The sequence below is a fragment of the Bhargavaea massiliensis genome (assembly GCF_018390575.1).
In the GTDB taxonomy this organism is placed as follows: Bacteria; Bacillota; Bacilli; order Bacillales_A; family Planococcaceae; genus Bhargavaea; species Bhargavaea massiliensis.
This window is the reverse complement of sequence record NZ_JAHBCJ010000010.1, coordinates 32,063-46,419: the sequence shown is the minus strand read 5'-3', so window position 1 is coordinate 46,419 and position 14,357 is coordinate 32,063. Positions and strand designations below refer to the sequence as shown.

Annotated in this window: 17 protein-coding genes; 3 read left to right on the top strand and 14 right to left on the bottom strand. The window is 56.7% G+C overall.

Translation table 11 applies throughout. The features are described from left to right. Positions 1–45: 45 nt before the first annotated feature. From KHA84_RS13750 to mntR, 6 genes are all read right to left on the bottom strand, one after another. On the bottom strand, positions 46–534 hold the full coding sequence (locus KHA84_RS13750; protein WP_213424095.1) for a DUF4064 domain-containing protein: 489 nt from the start codon (positions 532–534) through the stop codon (positions 46–48). Between the two features lie 346 nt (positions 535–880). After that, positions 881–1,165: a GNAT family N-acetyltransferase gene (locus KHA84_RS13745; RefSeq protein WP_213424094.1), complete on the bottom strand. Its 285-nt coding sequence runs from the start codon at positions 1,163–1,165 to the stop codon at positions 881–883. A gap of 42 nt (positions 1,166–1,207) precedes the next feature. Then, the gene (locus KHA84_RS13740; RefSeq protein WP_213424093.1) at positions 1,208–2,173 is read right to left on the bottom strand and encodes a ring-cleaving dioxygenase; all 966 of its coding nucleotides are present in this window, start codon (positions 2,171–2,173) and stop codon (positions 1,208–1,210) included. A gap of 323 nt (positions 2,174–2,496) precedes the next feature. Continuing rightward, on the bottom strand, positions 2,497–3,408 hold the full coding sequence (locus KHA84_RS13735) for a DUF1002 domain-containing protein (protein WP_213424092.1): 912 nt from the start codon (positions 3,406–3,408) through the stop codon (positions 2,497–2,499). A 70-nt stretch (positions 3,409–3,478) separates the two neighbouring features. Then, a complete protein-coding gene (locus KHA84_RS13730; protein WP_213424091.1) occupies positions 3,479–4,354 on the bottom strand; it encodes a CvfB family protein in 876 nt (291 codons plus the stop codon). 2 nt (positions 4,355–4,356) lie between these two features. Next, positions 4,357–4,794: a transcriptional regulator MntR gene (gene mntR / locus KHA84_RS13725; protein WP_213424090.1), complete on the bottom strand. Its 438-nt coding sequence runs from the start codon at positions 4,792–4,794 to the stop codon at positions 4,357–4,359. A 119-nt stretch (positions 4,795–4,913) separates the two neighbouring features. Here mntR and KHA84_RS13720 point away from each other — a divergent pair, with 119 nt between their 5' ends. Next, complete coding sequence (locus tag KHA84_RS13720; RefSeq protein ID WP_213424089.1) at positions 4,914–5,069, top strand: lmo0937 family membrane protein; 156 nt, start codon at positions 4,914–4,916, stop codon at positions 5,067–5,069. A gap of 141 nt (positions 5,070–5,210) precedes the next feature. Here KHA84_RS13720 and KHA84_RS13715 read toward each other — a convergent pair whose 3' ends face one another. Further along, complete coding sequence (locus tag KHA84_RS13715; protein ID WP_213424088.1) at positions 5,211–6,320, bottom strand: GNAT family N-acetyltransferase; 1,110 nt, start codon at positions 6,318–6,320, stop codon at positions 5,211–5,213. A gap of 334 nt (positions 6,321–6,654) precedes the next feature. On the opposite strand from KHA84_RS13715, the gene KHA84_RS13710 reads away from it, so the two are divergent. Together KHA84_RS13710 and KHA84_RS13705 are read left to right on the top strand one after the other, a co-directional pair. Beyond that, positions 6,655–7,071, top strand: coding sequence for a universal stress protein (locus tag KHA84_RS13710; protein WP_213424087.1), 417 nt, complete (start codon positions 6,655–6,657; stop codon positions 7,069–7,071). 98 nt (positions 7,072–7,169) lie between these two features. Further along, positions 7,170–8,186: a DmpA family aminopeptidase gene (locus tag KHA84_RS13705; RefSeq protein WP_213424086.1), complete on the top strand. Its 1,017-nt coding sequence runs from the start codon at positions 7,170–7,172 to the stop codon at positions 8,184–8,186. A gap of 115 nt (positions 8,187–8,301) precedes the next feature. On the opposite strand, the gene KHA84_RS13700 is transcribed toward KHA84_RS13705, so the two are convergent. From KHA84_RS13700 to KHA84_RS13670, 7 genes are all read right to left on the bottom strand, one after another. Continuing rightward, on the bottom strand, positions 8,302–8,673 hold the full coding sequence (locus tag KHA84_RS13700) for a hypothetical protein (protein ID WP_213424085.1): 372 nt from the start codon (positions 8,671–8,673) through the stop codon (positions 8,302–8,304). A gap of 247 nt (positions 8,674–8,920) precedes the next feature. Continuing rightward, on the bottom strand, positions 8,921–11,281 hold the full coding sequence (locus KHA84_RS13695; RefSeq protein WP_213424084.1) for a penicillin acylase family protein: 2,361 nt from the start codon (positions 11,279–11,281) through the stop codon (positions 8,921–8,923). 95 nt (positions 11,282–11,376) lie between these two features. Further along, a complete protein-coding gene (locus KHA84_RS13690; protein ID WP_213424083.1) occupies positions 11,377–11,760 on the bottom strand; it encodes a Na+/H+ antiporter subunit G in 384 nt (127 codons plus the stop codon). Beyond that, positions 11,738–12,022, bottom strand: coding sequence for a Na(+)/H(+) antiporter subunit F1 (locus KHA84_RS13685; RefSeq protein WP_213424082.1), 285 nt, complete (start codon positions 12,020–12,022; stop codon positions 11,738–11,740). Before KHA84_RS13685 ends, KHA84_RS13690 begins: the two co-directional genes overlap by 23 nt. Continuing rightward, a complete protein-coding gene (locus KHA84_RS13680) occupies positions 12,022–12,540 on the bottom strand; it encodes a Na+/H+ antiporter subunit E (RefSeq protein ID WP_213424081.1) in 519 nt (172 codons plus the stop codon). Before KHA84_RS13680 ends, KHA84_RS13685 begins: the two co-directional genes overlap by 1 nt. Further along, positions 12,537–14,024, bottom strand: a complete 1,488-nt coding sequence (locus tag KHA84_RS13675; protein ID WP_213424080.1) for a Na+/H+ antiporter subunit D — start codon at positions 14,022–14,024, stop codon at positions 12,537–12,539. The genes KHA84_RS13680 and KHA84_RS13675 overlap by 4 nt, the downstream gene beginning before the upstream one ends. Further along, positions 14,017–14,355: a Na(+)/H(+) antiporter subunit C gene (locus KHA84_RS13670; RefSeq protein ID WP_213424079.1), complete on the bottom strand. Its 339-nt coding sequence runs from the start codon at positions 14,353–14,355 to the stop codon at positions 14,017–14,019. The genes KHA84_RS13675 and KHA84_RS13670 overlap by 8 nt, the downstream gene beginning before the upstream one ends. Positions 14,356–14,357 lie beyond the last annotated feature (2 nt).

Sequence of the window (14,357 nt, the reverse complement as noted above, 5' to 3'; positions counted from 1 at the left end):
AGCCCCGGTCGGAGGACCGGGGCTTCGGAGTCGACGCGCAATCGATCAGAGCGGGCGCATCGGGTCGTTGTCGTAGGACGCTTTATTGTCATGCGGTTTGCGCACGAAGCACATGATGCCCGCGATGTAGAGCAGAATCGACGTGAGGGAAAGGATTCCCGCAAGCAAGCCTGCGATGATGAACAGGATCCCGCTCAGCTTCGCATTTTTGTTGAGCTGGATAAGCGCGACAACGATCAGCACCGAACTGATGACGAGAGCGGCGATAAAGAACCAGCCAAAGCTGACCATCCAATCCATGACCATGTACATCATGTCGATGATCGCCTGCGCATCCGTTTCGGTAAGGGTCGGGTCATTCCAGATTTCCGCTTCGAATTCCTGCTGGAACTGTGGATCGTTCGTGAGCATTTTCATGAAGTTGTTCAGAACGATCGTCAGAATGATGCCGAGCACGTTGAATACCAGGCCGATGATTCCGAGCACCCGCTCGACGGTCCGCTTGAATGGGCGGTTTAAAGAATTGCGTTCCATTTGGTGACACCTCTTTTGTTTTCTTTTATTCTACTTTCTTCTTACGTTTCAAACTACAGAGGGTTTCAACTTTTTTAAGTGAAATTGCACTTGGAAGGTTTACCCAGACATTTAGCGGGGTAATTTCAAACTATCAAATCACTTCAAAAGGGGGAGACGAACCTATGGAAAAGAAGCTCATCTTCAGTCAGTCCGATGCCATGTACGCCATCGCCGGATCGTCTGTTCTCACTGCACTCCTGCTCTTTATCACATTCTGAGGGAGGACAACATGACGATCAGCCGACGACAAACATAAAAAGCAATCCGCCCCGATCAAACGGAACGGATTGCTTTTTTCGTGTGCTTATTTTGCTTTGACGTCATCATATTCCCCATAGCGGTCGAAGGCCGTCACGACGTATGAACACACTGCTTCCATTTTGTAATTTTTTTCGCGGGCGTAGTCGGCTGCCCGGTCGAGCAGTTTTTTCGCGACACCGCCTCCGCGAAGGGACGGATCGACAAATGTATGGTCCATGACCATGACATCCCCCATCATCGTCCAAGTGATTTCCGCGTCACGCTTGCCGTTTTCCTCGTGCACGAATGCATAGGCATCGCTGCCCAGTTCCTTCAGTTCAAATTCCATGGTCCAACTCCCCTTTCCCCTTTGGTGTACCCGGAACAGCGCTCAGTCAAGCTCAAGCGGTTTGAGCGCAGCCTCGATCTCCCGCCGGCGCGGCTCCAGAAATGGAGGAAGAGCCAATGTCTCGCCAAGAGAGTCCATCGGTTCATCCGAGTCAAAGCCCGGTTCATCCGTCGCCAGCTCAAACAGGATGCCGTTCGGCTCGCGGAAATAAATCGACCGGAAATAGTACCGGTCCACCTTGCCGCTCGTCTGGAACCCCGCATTGCGGAGATGCTCCTCCCACCGGTCATACTCTTCGAAAGTCGGGACGCGGAACGCCACATGGTGGACGCTGCCTTTGCCCGGGCGTTCCGGCGGCAGGTCCGGACGCGTCTCAAGATGCACTTCCGCGCCCGCTCCGCCTGCTCCGGTCTCGTAGACGATCATGTCCGGCATGCCAAGAATATCGGACGGGTAGGTCCCCGCTTTCCTGAAGTTCAGCACTTCCGTCAGAACGGTTTCCGTCCGTTCCGGGTGACGTACCGTCAATTTTACAGGACCGAGACCGACAATCGCAAATTCTTCAGGAATATCTGGCTTTCCCCAAGGTATGCCGTACGGGACACCCGAACCGTCATCTGCAACGAGCATCAGCCTGGATCCTTCCCGGTCGGTAAAGGCCAGCGTCTTCCGCCCGTTGCGTTCCCGGATGTCTTCGTGGTCCACACCCAGTTCATCAAACCGCCCGATCCAAAAACCGAGTGCCGCTTCAGACCTGACCCGGAAACCGGTGCTGCTGATGGAAGAGACTCCCGGATAAGTGCGGCCTGCCATCGGGATTTCAAAATAGGTCATATCCGTCCCCGGCGTACCGACCGCATCGGCATAAAACAGATGATACATCGAGGGGCTGTCCTGGTTGACCGTCTTTTTGACGAGACGCATGCCGAGTACCCTGGTGAAGAAGTCGTGGTTTGCGGCTCCGCTGGCCGTAATGGCCGAAACATGGTGGATTCCTCCGAGTTGCATCAGTTCTCATCTCCTATATTATCTCGAATTCAAGACTATTTTGGTATCCTTATCTTATACCCTCTGAATCCATTTTGCAATCAGCAGCCCTGCCCATGTCGCCATCTGGCGGGAATCCAGAAGAAACCAAGTCCTGGCTCTCGAGACACGAATCGTCATTCTCGGAGGGTGAATCGTCATTCTCAAAGGGTGAATCGTCACTCTCAGAGGGTGAATCGTCACACTCGAGACACGTATCGTCACTCTCGCGCCTGGACTCGCCATTTCATGATTAACGAGAAAAAACGGATGCAGCGGCAGCAAGGCCGTGCATCCGTTTTTGATTAGCCGAACAGCGAGCGGACCGAGTCGATCAGGTTGTTGAAGAAGTCTTTGACTTTCTGCCAGAAGCCTTCATCGTTCACCGTCTCGCGGATTTTGTCGCCGTATTTATCATTGAAATCCTGAGCAAATTGTCCGAGCTGATCGGACCACTTGCTGAAGTCGATATCCAGCTGGCGGATGCGGTCCATCAAGTCGACCAGCAGCTGGCGGTCTTCCGGACTGAGTTCGATCTGGAGCTTGTCGAGCTGCTCGGTGACGATCCGCTCGACGTCTTCCTTCGTCGCCGGGTTCTGTTCGGCGATCTGCTGCTTCAGCTCGGTGAGGAGCTCCGTCACCTTCTGTTCGTCGACACCGGACTTTTCGGCAAGCTCCGTCGCGACGGTGAGCTCGTCGTTTGCAACGTCGGTCCGCTCCGTATCGAGCGTGCCGCCGCTTGCCTCATACGCCTTGTAGATGCCAGCCAGCGCGGAGTGGCCCGTAACCGGCTTCGGTGCCGCGACATCGACATTGGCATCTTCGATACCGGCTGTCAGCATTGCATTCGCATACATATCCGATGTAACCTGGGTGATGTTCTCAGGGGTGACAATCTGGATGACGAGGCCGCTCCCCGGCTCTGTCACCGTAATTTTTGCGGACGAATACATCCGGGCCCTCGAATTGGAGCCCTGGATGTACTTGCCGAGGTCCTGGCCGGAAACCGTGATTTCCTCGACTTCCGCTTCTTCTTCAACTTTCAGGCTGGACTTCACGCCCGCCTTCTGGTCGGCGGTCAGATCCGCGCCGTATACGACAATCGGCACACCGAGCCGCTCATCGACCGCCGGCGCCGCGGATATGGCAGGACCCGCCAACACTGAAAGGACCAATGCCACAATTGCGGGCAATGCCCATCTTCTCTTCTGATTCATCAAGTTTTCCCCTTTCCTGGATGCAAAAGAACTCCCCACCCATATGAACGGGCGGAGAGGGTAAAAAGTTTCACGAATCCCGCTGGTTATCCTTCAAATAGGTCCAGCCGTCTTCCTGCTTGATTTTGCGTTCTTTCAGCAGTTTGCCGATTGCCCGCTTAAATGACGCTTTGCTCATGTCGAACATTTCGCTGATCTCTTCGGGAGCCGACTTGTCGGTGAACGGCATCTTCCCGCCGGCCCCGTTCAGATAACGGAGCACCGTTTCCGCATCATCGCCGATCCGCTCCTCTTTCCGCGGGAGAAGGGAACCGTTCAGAGAGCCGTCTTCCCGGATGCCCACCACCCGCACCTCGACTTCCTGCCCGAGCCGAGGCTCGAACTTCATCTCCGTATGGTGGACGAAGATCCGGTACTTTTGCGGCTCGCTCAGCATGAATGCGCCGACCGGAAGCAGCCGGTACGCCCGGGCTTTGAGATTTTTATTGAAAAGAGAGGCCGGGGCATCGACATACTCATCCTTGATGCGTTCCTCGGTGATCAGCCGTCCGAACAGGTTGCCGCCCTTGTCCGTGCGCAGCGTCATGTACAGACAGTCACCGGGCTCCGGCCAGAGCTCCCTGAGCTGCGGCATGTCCTTCGGGTTGACGATGACTTCGACGGAGGAACCGATGTCCGTTCGGATGCCATCGCGCCCGTCCGTGTCGATCACTTCCGCCCAGCCGTACGAACCGGCTTCCATCCGGGGCAGCCGGCTCGTCGCGACCAGGTTGCCGCGGCGGTCCGGGTGGAGAAATACTTTCAGCCTGTCCCCTTCATTGAGATCTTCCGGCGCTTCTGATGCGTTCATATTAAATTCCTGCCCGTCGCAGGACAGTACCCAGCGGGAGCCTTCCCGCCGTTCCGCGAGCGCCTCGATAATTCGCCCGGATTCCGCCTTTGCCATATTTATCTCTCCCTTTCTTCTTCCGCACCGCCTGCCGCACGATACCGCTCCAACTTGCCTAGAATTGCCGGATGGTCTTCGAGGACCTGCACAAGTTCGGTGATGCGGTCAATCGCGTCCCAGCTCAGGTGATGTTCAATTCCTTCGACATCATTGTAGACGTGCTTCTCGTCCACACCGATCAGCCGGAGAAAGCGTTCGAGCAACTCATGGCGGCCGGCCAGCTTCCGGCCGAATGCTTCGCCCTTTGAAGTTAATATTAACCCTTTATAGCGTTCATAAACTAAGTAGCCTTCCCGGTCAAGCTTCCTCGCCATCTTCGTCACCGATGACGGCAGGACTTCCAGCGCTTCCGCGACATCGGAAACGCGCGCCTCCCCGGTAGCGGCCGACTTAAGCCAGATTTGCTCAAGATAGTCTTCCATACTCGGCGTCGCCATGCCAGATCCGCCCCTTCCATTGCCTGTCCGTCCATTATAGCACGGAGCCGTCCCGGTTTATCCGGGAACGCCGGAGGGTAGGATTTGGTTAACAGACAAGACGGAAAGCGGGTGACGTCATGGGCAAAATCCTTTGGTGGATCATACTGATTCTGATCGCATTCTGGCTGATTGGCTTCCTGCTCGATATTTTCGGCGGGCTGATTCACATCGTCCTCATCATTGCCGGGATCATCTTCATCTTCCAGCTGCTCACCGGCAGGAATAAACATTAACTAAAGGGATGCCGCATGCAAGTCGAGCGGCATCCCTTTAGTTTCGTGGTGGGGCGTGCAAAGGCGGTTTTCTTTACACTCGGCGGGGGTGCTTAACACCCGGAGAGTTTTTTACACTCACCAAAAAGCCGGCGGTCATACTTACTTCACTTTGGCATACACGCATGTGTCGCGGAGGCTGCCGTCCGCGGCGACATCGTCATTTTTCAGGATGCCTTCGAGTTCAAAGCCCAGTTTTTCCGGGATGGCCCTGCTCCTCACATTCTTTGTGTCGCACCGGATTTCGACCCTGCGGGCGCCAAGCGTCTCCGCGGCGAACTGCGTGATCCGTTCCACGGCTTCGGTGATATAGCCGTGGCCCGTGTAGCGGGTATCGATCCAGTAGCCGATCTCGAATTTCGGGACGTCCCAGTTGATCCGGTGCAGGCCGGACGAGCCGATGAACGCGCCGTCTTCCCGCCGGTAAAGATGCAGGCGCAGATCTTTCCGGGTGATAAAATCGGCCACCGCCCCCCTCAGGCTGTCCTCCACGCCTTCCAGCGTCGGCTTGTCCTTGGCGAATGGGAGCCATTCCTTCAGTTCCGGATGGGAATAGGTAAGCGCGTCATACACATCGGCCGCATCCTCCACGCGGGGTGCGCGGATCAGGAGCCGGTCCGAGCGGAACTCTTCCGGGAAGCCCGGCGGACGGCCCTGGTTATCGGTAGTTGCCGCAATCTCCCGGTCGTTCCACTCAACGGGGGTCGTCTTGCCGCTCTCGAAGTCCTCACGCGTGATGCCGTACGTGACGGCATCGTAGTAGGAATCCTCTTTCGGAGAGTACCATGACCTGCGGAGATGGCCTTCTTTTACGAAACCCGCCCTCTCGAACGTTTTCCTCATCGCGGCGTTGTCTTGGCGGGTGTGCCCTTCCAGCCGGATCTTCTTGTCCGGCAGGCTGAACACATAGTCGCAGATCAGGCGGAGCGCCCTCGGGCCAAATCCTCTGCCGCGCGCCCGTTCCGCAATCCGCAAATCAAACATCGGAATCTCGTCCTGCATGTCATACAGCTTGACGATGCCGACCTTCTCCCGGTCATCGGTCTCCACCCAGAACGTCTTTACCTCATCCGATTCGTAGCCGCCGTCGTCGATCGCCTTTTCGATCATCTCCCGGGCGGGATGCGGAATGCCATGATACGGCCAGCTGCTCTCCGTCATGAAGTGGATGAGTTCTTCCTGTTCCTGCATCGTCCATTCCGTCAGTTTCATCCGTGTCCCCCCTTGCCGCATTGCCGTGTCCCGTTCGGAGAGTCTGGGGACACGGAGTATCAGCTGCTCCGGTCCAAACCGGAGCAGTCCGACAATTTTAAGTGCTACTGCAAACATAGCCGTTTCTTTGATTATACACAACGTTTTCCGGCTTAGCTTCTATTCGTTATTCACACACACTGTTGAAAACCTTTTTCTTTTGAGTCAAAAGGTTTTCAAACGGAATGGAGGGAATATAGTATTAAAGTAAGAACGTTTCCCCGCGCCCGTCTGGCCGGGCGTCTGGGCGGATCGCTTCCGCCCATTCCGGAAACCGAAGGAGGACACCGGACGAATGTACGAAAAAATTATCGTTGCAGTGGACGGCTCTGCGCACTCAGGCCGAGCGGCCAAGCATGGTGCCACCATCGCGGAAGCGACAGGCGCGTCCGTCGACCTGCTTTATGTCGTGGATCATGACCGGTCGCGGCCGCCGGAATTTGAACATGTCACAAAAGAAGAGCTGGAATCACGCATCCGAGACCAACTATCCGAGGTTTTCGACGTTTTCAGCGACAAGGGAATCCGGCCCGGACTGCAGATTCAGTTCGGCGAACCCGGACCTGCCATCGTCAAATTCATCAATTCCGCCGGCTATGACCTGGCCATCGTAGGGAGCCGCGGCTTAAATGCTTTCCAGGAGATGGTCCTCGGCAGCGTCAGCCACAAAGTCGCCAAGCGCGCCGAATGCCCCGTCTTGCTCGTGAAGTGAGCCGTCCCAAAAAGCGGGACGGCTTTTTCATGTGCCCATTCGCGATTGAACTTTGAGATAATGGAAAACAGAGCAAGTACACAAGGGGGATCCGGCAAATGAAAAAAGGAAAATGGAATGCCATCACCGACGTCGAAGGGGTGTCGGTCGGCCACGTGACGCTTGATCAGCTCGGTGACGGGGACGATTATTTCTGCACCGGGGTGACGGCCATCCTCCCGCACGGAGGCAACTGGTTCGAGGAAAAGCCGGCCGCCGCCTCGTTTGTATTGAACGGCTTCGGAAAAACGGCGGGCCTCGTCCAGGTCGAGGAACTCGGCGTATTGGAATCCCCGATCATGCTGACAAACACATTCAGTGTGGGCGCAGTGCTTGAAGGAACGCTCCAATACATGCTGGACGAAAACCCGGCAATCGGGGATTCCACCAGTTCACTCAATATCGTCGTCGGCGAGTGCAACGACAGTTACCTGAACTCGATGCGGAAGATGGCCGTGCGGCCGGATGACGCTATCCGGGCGATCCGTGAGGCTTCCGGAGGCGAACTGTCGCAAGGCGCGGTCGGTGCCGGCAAGGGCATGATCTGCTACGGGGCGAAAGGCGGAATCGGCAGTTCATCACGGATCGTGGAGGCCGTCAGCCGGTCGTTTACCGTCGGCACGCTCGTCCTCACCAACTTCGGCCGCGGCCATGAGTGCCGCTTCCCGGGCTGGGTTACGCCGGAAGAGCCGGCCCCCGAAACACCGGTTGCCGAAGAAGAAAAGCGCCCGGACGGCTCGGTCATCATCGTCGTCGCGACCGATGCCCCGCTGGACGCCCGGCAGCTAAAGCGGATTGCCAAGCGCGCCGCGATCGGGCTCGGCCGGACAGGCACCCACATCCACAACGGGAGCGGCGACATCATCATCGCTTTCTCCAACGGTCTGCTGACCCCGCACGGCGGCAAAGACATGACCGTCACACGGGAAATTATCAAAGACGACCACCCGATTATGAATGATCTGTTCGAAGCGGTGATCGCTTCGACCGAGGAAGCCGTCCTGCAGTCGCTCCTACACGCGGAGACGACAACCGGCAGGAAAGGGAGAGTAGTCCGGAAAGCGGAGTTCCGGTAAAGCGGTCCTTGCCATGAAAAAGAGAACTTCCTGGTTATGGAAGTTCTCTTTTTCTATCTGCTAAAGCTGAGTCTTCCCATTCACCGCACCACCTTCAGCTGAAGGCTCCCGCCCCTCAGAAAACGGACACTTGGTCGAACGGCCGCTGCTCCCCGTTCACCCGGACGTCGATCGTGTCTTGTTTAGCGTTCGTCTTCAGTTGGTAGACATGGGTTTCCGTAACTTCCTGTTTGCTGCCGGACTCGTCCAGCTTGATGATGACCAAATTGTCTTTGATCTCATAGTCTGCCGTCACAGCCTGCTCCGATTGGAAAACGATGTAGGTCTGGTCTTCCGAAGATAGCAGCTGAAGGTGCAGAGCCGGGTCGACGTGTTTCCACACATCTCCCGTAATCTGAGTGACTTCGCTGAAGCTCGTGACTTCCGGGTCGCTGCAGCCTGACAGGAGCCCCGCGGCAATGATTGCACGAACTATAAACCTTCTCACTATATTCCCCTCTCTCCGGATGATCCGTCTGCTTATTTCAAGTTCGGGTGCCTTATTTCAAGTCGGTGACCCTTATTGCAAGTCGGACCTCCTTGTGGCAACTACCGACCCCTTGTTGCAACTCCCGGTTCCTTATTGCAAGTCGGAGCTCCTTGTGGCAAATCAGATCCCCATGCGGCAAATCAGTGCGCCAGATTGCAAATCCGCACGCCTTGTAACACCACGCCCCATTCTCCAACTCACCCCTTCACGGCACGAGCTTCAGCTCATCACCTTCCGCGGTCCCGTCGATCCGGGTTTCGTGATAATCGCCTTTTACCCAGTCGTCCACCTGGTCATGGAACCAATCGGATTTTACATGGCCGCTCTGGCCGGGTCCGACGATATGCCAGGTGCGCGAGAGGTCGGAGAGGTCGGCGACGAACCGCCAGGATGCGCCGTGGTCGGCCGTGCCGTCGTAGTTGAATCCGGCGGCCTGGACGGTGATGTGCGAGCCGCTCACCGGTGTGGGCGGCGGGTTCAGGTATCGTTCCAAGATCGGCGATGCGCCGCCGACCGGGTGGGGGAAGACGAGCTGGTGGTAGTCGCCCCACCTCCAGTTATCCGTGTCATCGCCATAGGCATCCGCGATGGACAAGACTGCGCGTTTGAACGAGTCGGTGACCCATGCATCGACTCCCCCGTATCCGCTCACCCAGGCACCGGGATTTCCCGCATAGGCCTGCCGCATCATTTCATCGGTGATGTGGTTCTTGCCCGGCATGAGGTCATAGACATCCCCTGGCATGGAGGGACGCAGCATGGTCCTCGGCAATTGCTGGATCCAGCGGTGGAAAATGAGCGGTGCCCCCAGCTCCTTGTCGTCCTCGAGGTTCCAGTCTTCAAGCATCCGGACGGCAGATGCGTATTCTTCCGCTGCGCCCGTCGCTTTCAGCGAGCCGACCATGTCATCCAGGAACTCCCGTGCATAGAGGTTTTTCACATCCATCTGCAGGGCCATCATGTCCTCTGGTGTCAGGCCATCCCCTTCCCGAAGCACTTCCGCAATCCGCTCATATCGGTAAGGCTGTGCCCAGAAGTTGGTGATGTGGTATGGATAGTCTGCACCGATGACCCGGTTGTTCGCGGTGGCGATAAACCCTTCTTCAGGATTCACGGAACGCGGCAGCTCTTCATACGGAATATAGCCCTCCCAGCCATATTCCGTCGAATCGCCCGGAACCGGCAGCTGGCCGTCCCCTTTTTTGCGGATCGGGATGTTGCCGTTCGCCTTGTAGGCGATGGTTCCGTCCTTCGCGGCAAAGACAAAGTTCTGCGCCGGCGCATTAAAGTTTTCCAGCGCTTTTTCGAACTGTTCCCAGTCGGACGCTTTATTGTACGTCAGCACGGCTTCCAGCTCCCGGGTCGGCTCAAGCGCTGTCCACTGCATCGACAGCACTGCGCCTGCACCCGTGTCCTTAAGCATGATATCTGAAATCACCGGGCCGTGCCGTGTCGTCACGACTCGGAAGTCCACTGTCTCCCCGTCCTTCACCCGGATCGGTTCTTCACGGACATCCGCCTGCTCCCACTTTCCGTCATAAAGAAACTTCGTCGGGTCGTCCGGGTTCGGCTGTTCGATATACAAGTCTTGGACGTCCGGCCCGACATTCGTCACACCCCAGGCGACATCCTCGTTGTGGCCGAGGATGATGCCCGGAACGCCGCCGAAAATAACGCCGGCGACATTCTGCTCCGGCGACTCCAGGTGCATCTCATACCAGATGGACGGTGTCGTCAGGCCGAGATGCGGGTCGTCTGCAAGAATTGGCTTGCCGGATGCCGTCTTGTCCCCGGAGACGACCCAGTTGTTGCTGCCGTTGAACTCCGGCGGAATCAGTGAAGCATCAAATGCCCCGGCGACTTGGACCGGGTTTGCCCGGTTCGCTTCAATGATGGAAGGCGCATCCTCCGGATAATGGATGAACAGCTCTTCCATCTTTTCACCATCAAAGTTGTTCACCGCCCAGTGACGGAATGCCAGCGCCTGCCAGTGACCCCCGAGATCATACGCCATGAACTTCCCGATCGTCAGGGAATCCAGCGGCGTCCACTCCTCCGGCTCGTATCCGAGCAGGCTGAACTCGTATGGCAGCTTGCCTTCTTCTTTTGCCTGAACGATATAGGCGTTCACCCCTTCAGCGAACCAGCTGAGCACCTGTTTGGCTTCCTCTCCGTATCCCTCGTGTGACTGTTCTGCCGCATGACGGAGGCTGAACGTCCGGAACAGCTTGTCAGACGGGACGGCTGCCTCTCCGACCACTTCCGCCAGCCTGCCGGATGCCTGCCGGCGTGCCAGATCCATCTGGAACAGCCGGTCCTGCGCCTGGACAAAGCCCTGTGCCCGGTACAGGTCGGCGTCGGATTCAGCCCGGATATGCGGCACGCCCTTTCCGTCCCGGACGACCGTCACTTCCGACTGGAGCACCGGGACACGGAGCTCGCCTTCGGTGACCGGCGCGGATCGCCCTATGTAAACGCTTACGAAAATCAGTGCACCAACCCCCAGTGCCACGGCCGCCCCCGCCGCATACAGGACAAAACGCAGCCACTTCGGCCACTTTCTCATTCCATCATCCCCCCTGACCTTTTGATTCTCCCCTTTCCTGAAAAATCCTTCCTGGCCGCCGGGCACCTGCAAGAAAAAGCAGATCCGATAGGCTTTCAGCCTTCGGATCTGCTTTCTTTTTCCTGTTTCAGTTTTTCCCTGGCTTCAGCCAGTTCGTCCCCTTTTGAAATATCCGCCAGCCTGACGCCGGACCTGTGCGCAGCACGGATAATGACGTGGCCGGCTACCGGTGCAGTCAGGAAGACGAAGATGATTCCTAGCAGGAGCCTGACGCCGATAAAGCGCTCGACCGCCCAAAAATATAGGAAGGCTCCCAGAAGCGAAAGCAGGACGGCCAGCGTCGAGCTTTTTGTTGCCGCATGGGAGCGCGTATACACATCCGGCAGACGGATCAGCCCGATCGCACTGACTACACTCATCACGCCGCCGGTAACCATGAGGATGGCCGCAACGTATTCAACGATTGTGTCTGCGTTCAACGATGATCCCCCTCTCTATGTACTTCGAGAAGGCGATCGTCCCGATAAAGCTCAGGATGCCGAGGATCAGGATCACTTCCATGAAGGCCTTGGTCAGAAGGATGCAGGACACGACCGCAATCGCCGCCAGCAGGTTTACGCCGATCATGTCGAGCGCGATGACGCGGTCCGGCTTTGACGGCCCTTTGATGATCCGGTAGACCGAGATCAGAATCGTGAATGAGAACAGCACGAGCGAGATGAGCATGAGGGTCTGTACCATTATCGCGTCACCTCCATGATCGCTTGTTCAAAGTTTTTCAGCTGGCTGATCAATGCTTCCTTCGACGTATCCAGGTCCATCGCGTGGATATAGAGCCCCTTCCCGTCTTCGGTCACTTCCATGACGACCGAGCCAGGGGTGAGTGTCAGCAGAAGGGACAGCATCGTCACTTCCACATCGCTCTCAAGGATGGTGTCGTAGCGAAAAATTCCCGGGCGGATCTTGAGTTGCGGACTCAGGATCTGCACAATGACGGACAGGCTCGATTTGACCAGTTCCCGGATAAAGATAAAGACAAGCTTAATGATTGCGAACAGCTTGCGCAAGTAAAACTGCGTCCCGAAAAACCTGTGCATGAAGAAGACGATGAAGATTCCGACGATGAATCCCGCGATGAACGTCGTCGCCCGCAACTTGTCCTCATCCAGAAGCAACATCCAGAGAAAAGCAATGAACAGGTTCAGGAGAAACTGGGCGGCAGTCGCACCGAAACCGCCGTCACCGGCAAACTTGTTCATGACTCCACCTCCCCGAGGACCGCGTCAATATACAGTTCGGGATTGGCCATTACGCGTGCCGCATCGGAAACGAACGGCTCAAGCGCGTGCGCCCCGACACCGATTCCCACTGTCAGAACTCCGAGGAGCGCGATGGGAACGAGCCGCCTTGCCGGATAGGGACGCTGGTCTTCCCGGTTGATGATTGTCTCTCCCCAGAAGCAGTTCATGAAGATGCGGAGCATCGAATAGAGAACGACCAGGCTTGAGGCGAACCCGGCAAAGAGCAGGAAGTAATTCCCGCCTCCGACGGCACCAAGGCCGATATACATCTTGCCGATGAATCCGCTGAGCGGCGGGACTCCGGCAAGTCCGAGGGTCGTCAGGAAAAGCAGCCATCCGAGCACCGGATAGTTCCGGATCAGCCCGCTCATCCCGGTAATTTTAGTTTTGCCGGTCAGGTAGACCATCGCCCCCACGATCAGGAACAGGAGCGCCTTGATGACCATGTCATGGATCAGGTAGAAAACCGATCCCTTGAACGCATCTTCATTAAAGACCGCAAGGCCGATGATCATGAATCCGACCGCGATAATGACGTTGTACGAGGCGATCTGGCGGATGTCGGTATAGGCGATGGCACCGAGGCAGCCGCCGATAAGTGTCACGACAGCCATCGTGCCGACTATCGTTCCGATGATGAATTCATCATGATAAAACATGAGTGTAAACGTCCTGAACAAGGCATATACGCCGACTTTTGTCAGAAGAGCCGCGAACAGTGCCGCAATCGGTCCCGGCGGTGAACTGTATGAACCCGGCAGCCAGAAGTAAAGGAAAAGCCCCGCCTTCAGCGCAAACACAATCAGGAACACGACCGAAATGGCGCTGAGGAGCGGCCCCTGCCCGACTTCCGCGATCCGGACAGAGATGTGGGCCATGTTGAGCGTGCCGACCGTCCCGTACAGAAATGCAAGGGCCACGAGGAAGAACCAGGAGGAAACCACGTTGATCGCAATGTACTTCATCGATTCCGCGAGACGGACCTTGCCGCCTCCGAGCGTGATCAGCACATACGATGCAAGCAGCATGACTTCAAAACAGACAAACAGGTTGAACATATCTCCTGTCAGGAAAGAACCGTTCACCCCCGCGACGAGAAAGAACGCAAACGGATAAAAGAACATGTTTTCCATGCGCCTTTCCGTCGCGGTGAAGGAATAGGCGATAATCAGTGCCGAAACAACCGAGGCCGTCAGCACCATCAAGGCGGAAAACGAATCCCCGACAAACAGAATGCCGAACGGCGGCTCCCATCCGCCGAAGTCCAGGCGGATAATCCCGTCTTCACGGATGACAAGCAGGATGCGCACCGAGACGGCGACCAGTGACAGGAGCGACAGGATACTGACAATCTTCTGCGCCTTGATGGAAGGACGCAGGAAAAACAGCACAAACCCGGTGAGCAACGGAATCAGCATCGGGAGGACAAGAATATTATTCACGGTCAATCCTCCTGATGGTGTTCATATTGTCGGATCCGCTTTCCTCGTATGTCCGGTAGGCCAGCACGAGAAGAAGCGCAGTGGTCGCAAAGCTGATGACGATTGCCGTCAGGATCAGCGCCTGCGGCAGCGCATCGGCATACGGCCCTTCTGACTCCCTGAGGAGCGGCACCTTGCCTTCGCCGGCACCGCCCATCGTGATGAGGAGAAGGTGGACGGCATGCGAAAGGATCGCCGTGCCGAGGATGATGCGGATCATATTGCGGGACAGCAGCAGGTAGACCGCCACAGTCACAAGGATGCCCACCAGTATGGTCATATGGAATTCCATCT

Bases quoted from the DNA above. Each gene is read 5' to 3' on its own strand.
- KHA84_RS13685 (WP_213424082.1), bottom strand. From the start codon at position 12,022: ATGGTACAGACCCTCATGCTCATCTCGCTCGTGCTGTTCTCATTCACG.
- KHA84_RS13730 (WP_213424091.1), bottom strand. From the start codon at position 4,354: ATGGCAAAGGCGGAATCCGGGCGAATTATCGAGGCGCTCGCGGAACGG.
- KHA84_RS13720 (WP_213424089.1), top strand. From the start codon at position 4,914: ATGGGCAAAATCCTTTGGTGGATCATACTGATTCTGATCGCATTCTGG.
- KHA84_RS13705 (WP_213424086.1), top strand. From the start codon at position 7,170: ATGAAAAAAGGAAAATGGAATGCCATCACCGACGTCGAAGGGGTGTCG.
- KHA84_RS13745 (WP_213424094.1), bottom strand. From the start codon at position 1,165: ATGGAATTTGAACTGAAGGAACTGGGCAGCGATGCCTATGCATTCGTG.
- KHA84_RS13680 (WP_213424081.1), bottom strand. From the start codon at position 12,540: ATGAACAAGTTTGCCGGTGACGGCGGTTTCGGTGCGACTGCCGCCCAG.
- KHA84_RS13695 (WP_213424084.1), bottom strand. From the start codon at position 11,281: ATGAGAAAGTGGCCGAAGTGGCTGCGTTTTGTCCTGTATGCGGCGGGG.
- KHA84_RS13710 (WP_213424087.1), top strand. From the start codon at position 6,655: ATGTACGAAAAAATTATCGTTGCAGTGGACGGCTCTGCGCACTCAGGC.
- mntR (WP_213424090.1), bottom strand. From the start codon at position 4,794: ATGGCGACGCCGAGTATGGAAGACTATCTTGAGCAAATCTGGCTTAAG.
- KHA84_RS13715 (WP_213424088.1), bottom strand. From the start codon at position 6,320: ATGAAACTGACGGAATGGACGATGCAGGAACAGGAAGAACTCATCCAC.
- KHA84_RS13750 (WP_213424095.1), bottom strand. From the start codon at position 534: ATGGAACGCAATTCTTTAAACCGCCCATTCAAGCGGACCGTCGAGCGG.
- KHA84_RS13670 (WP_213424079.1), bottom strand. From the start codon at position 14,355: ATGGAATTCCATATGACCATACTGGTGGGCATCCTTGTGACTGTGGCG.
- KHA84_RS13735 (WP_213424092.1), bottom strand. From the start codon at position 3,408: ATGAATCAGAAGAGAAGATGGGCATTGCCCGCAATTGTGGCATTGGTC.
- KHA84_RS13740 (WP_213424093.1), bottom strand. From the start codon at position 2,173: ATGCAACTCGGAGGAATCCACCATGTTTCGGCCATTACGGCCAGCGGA.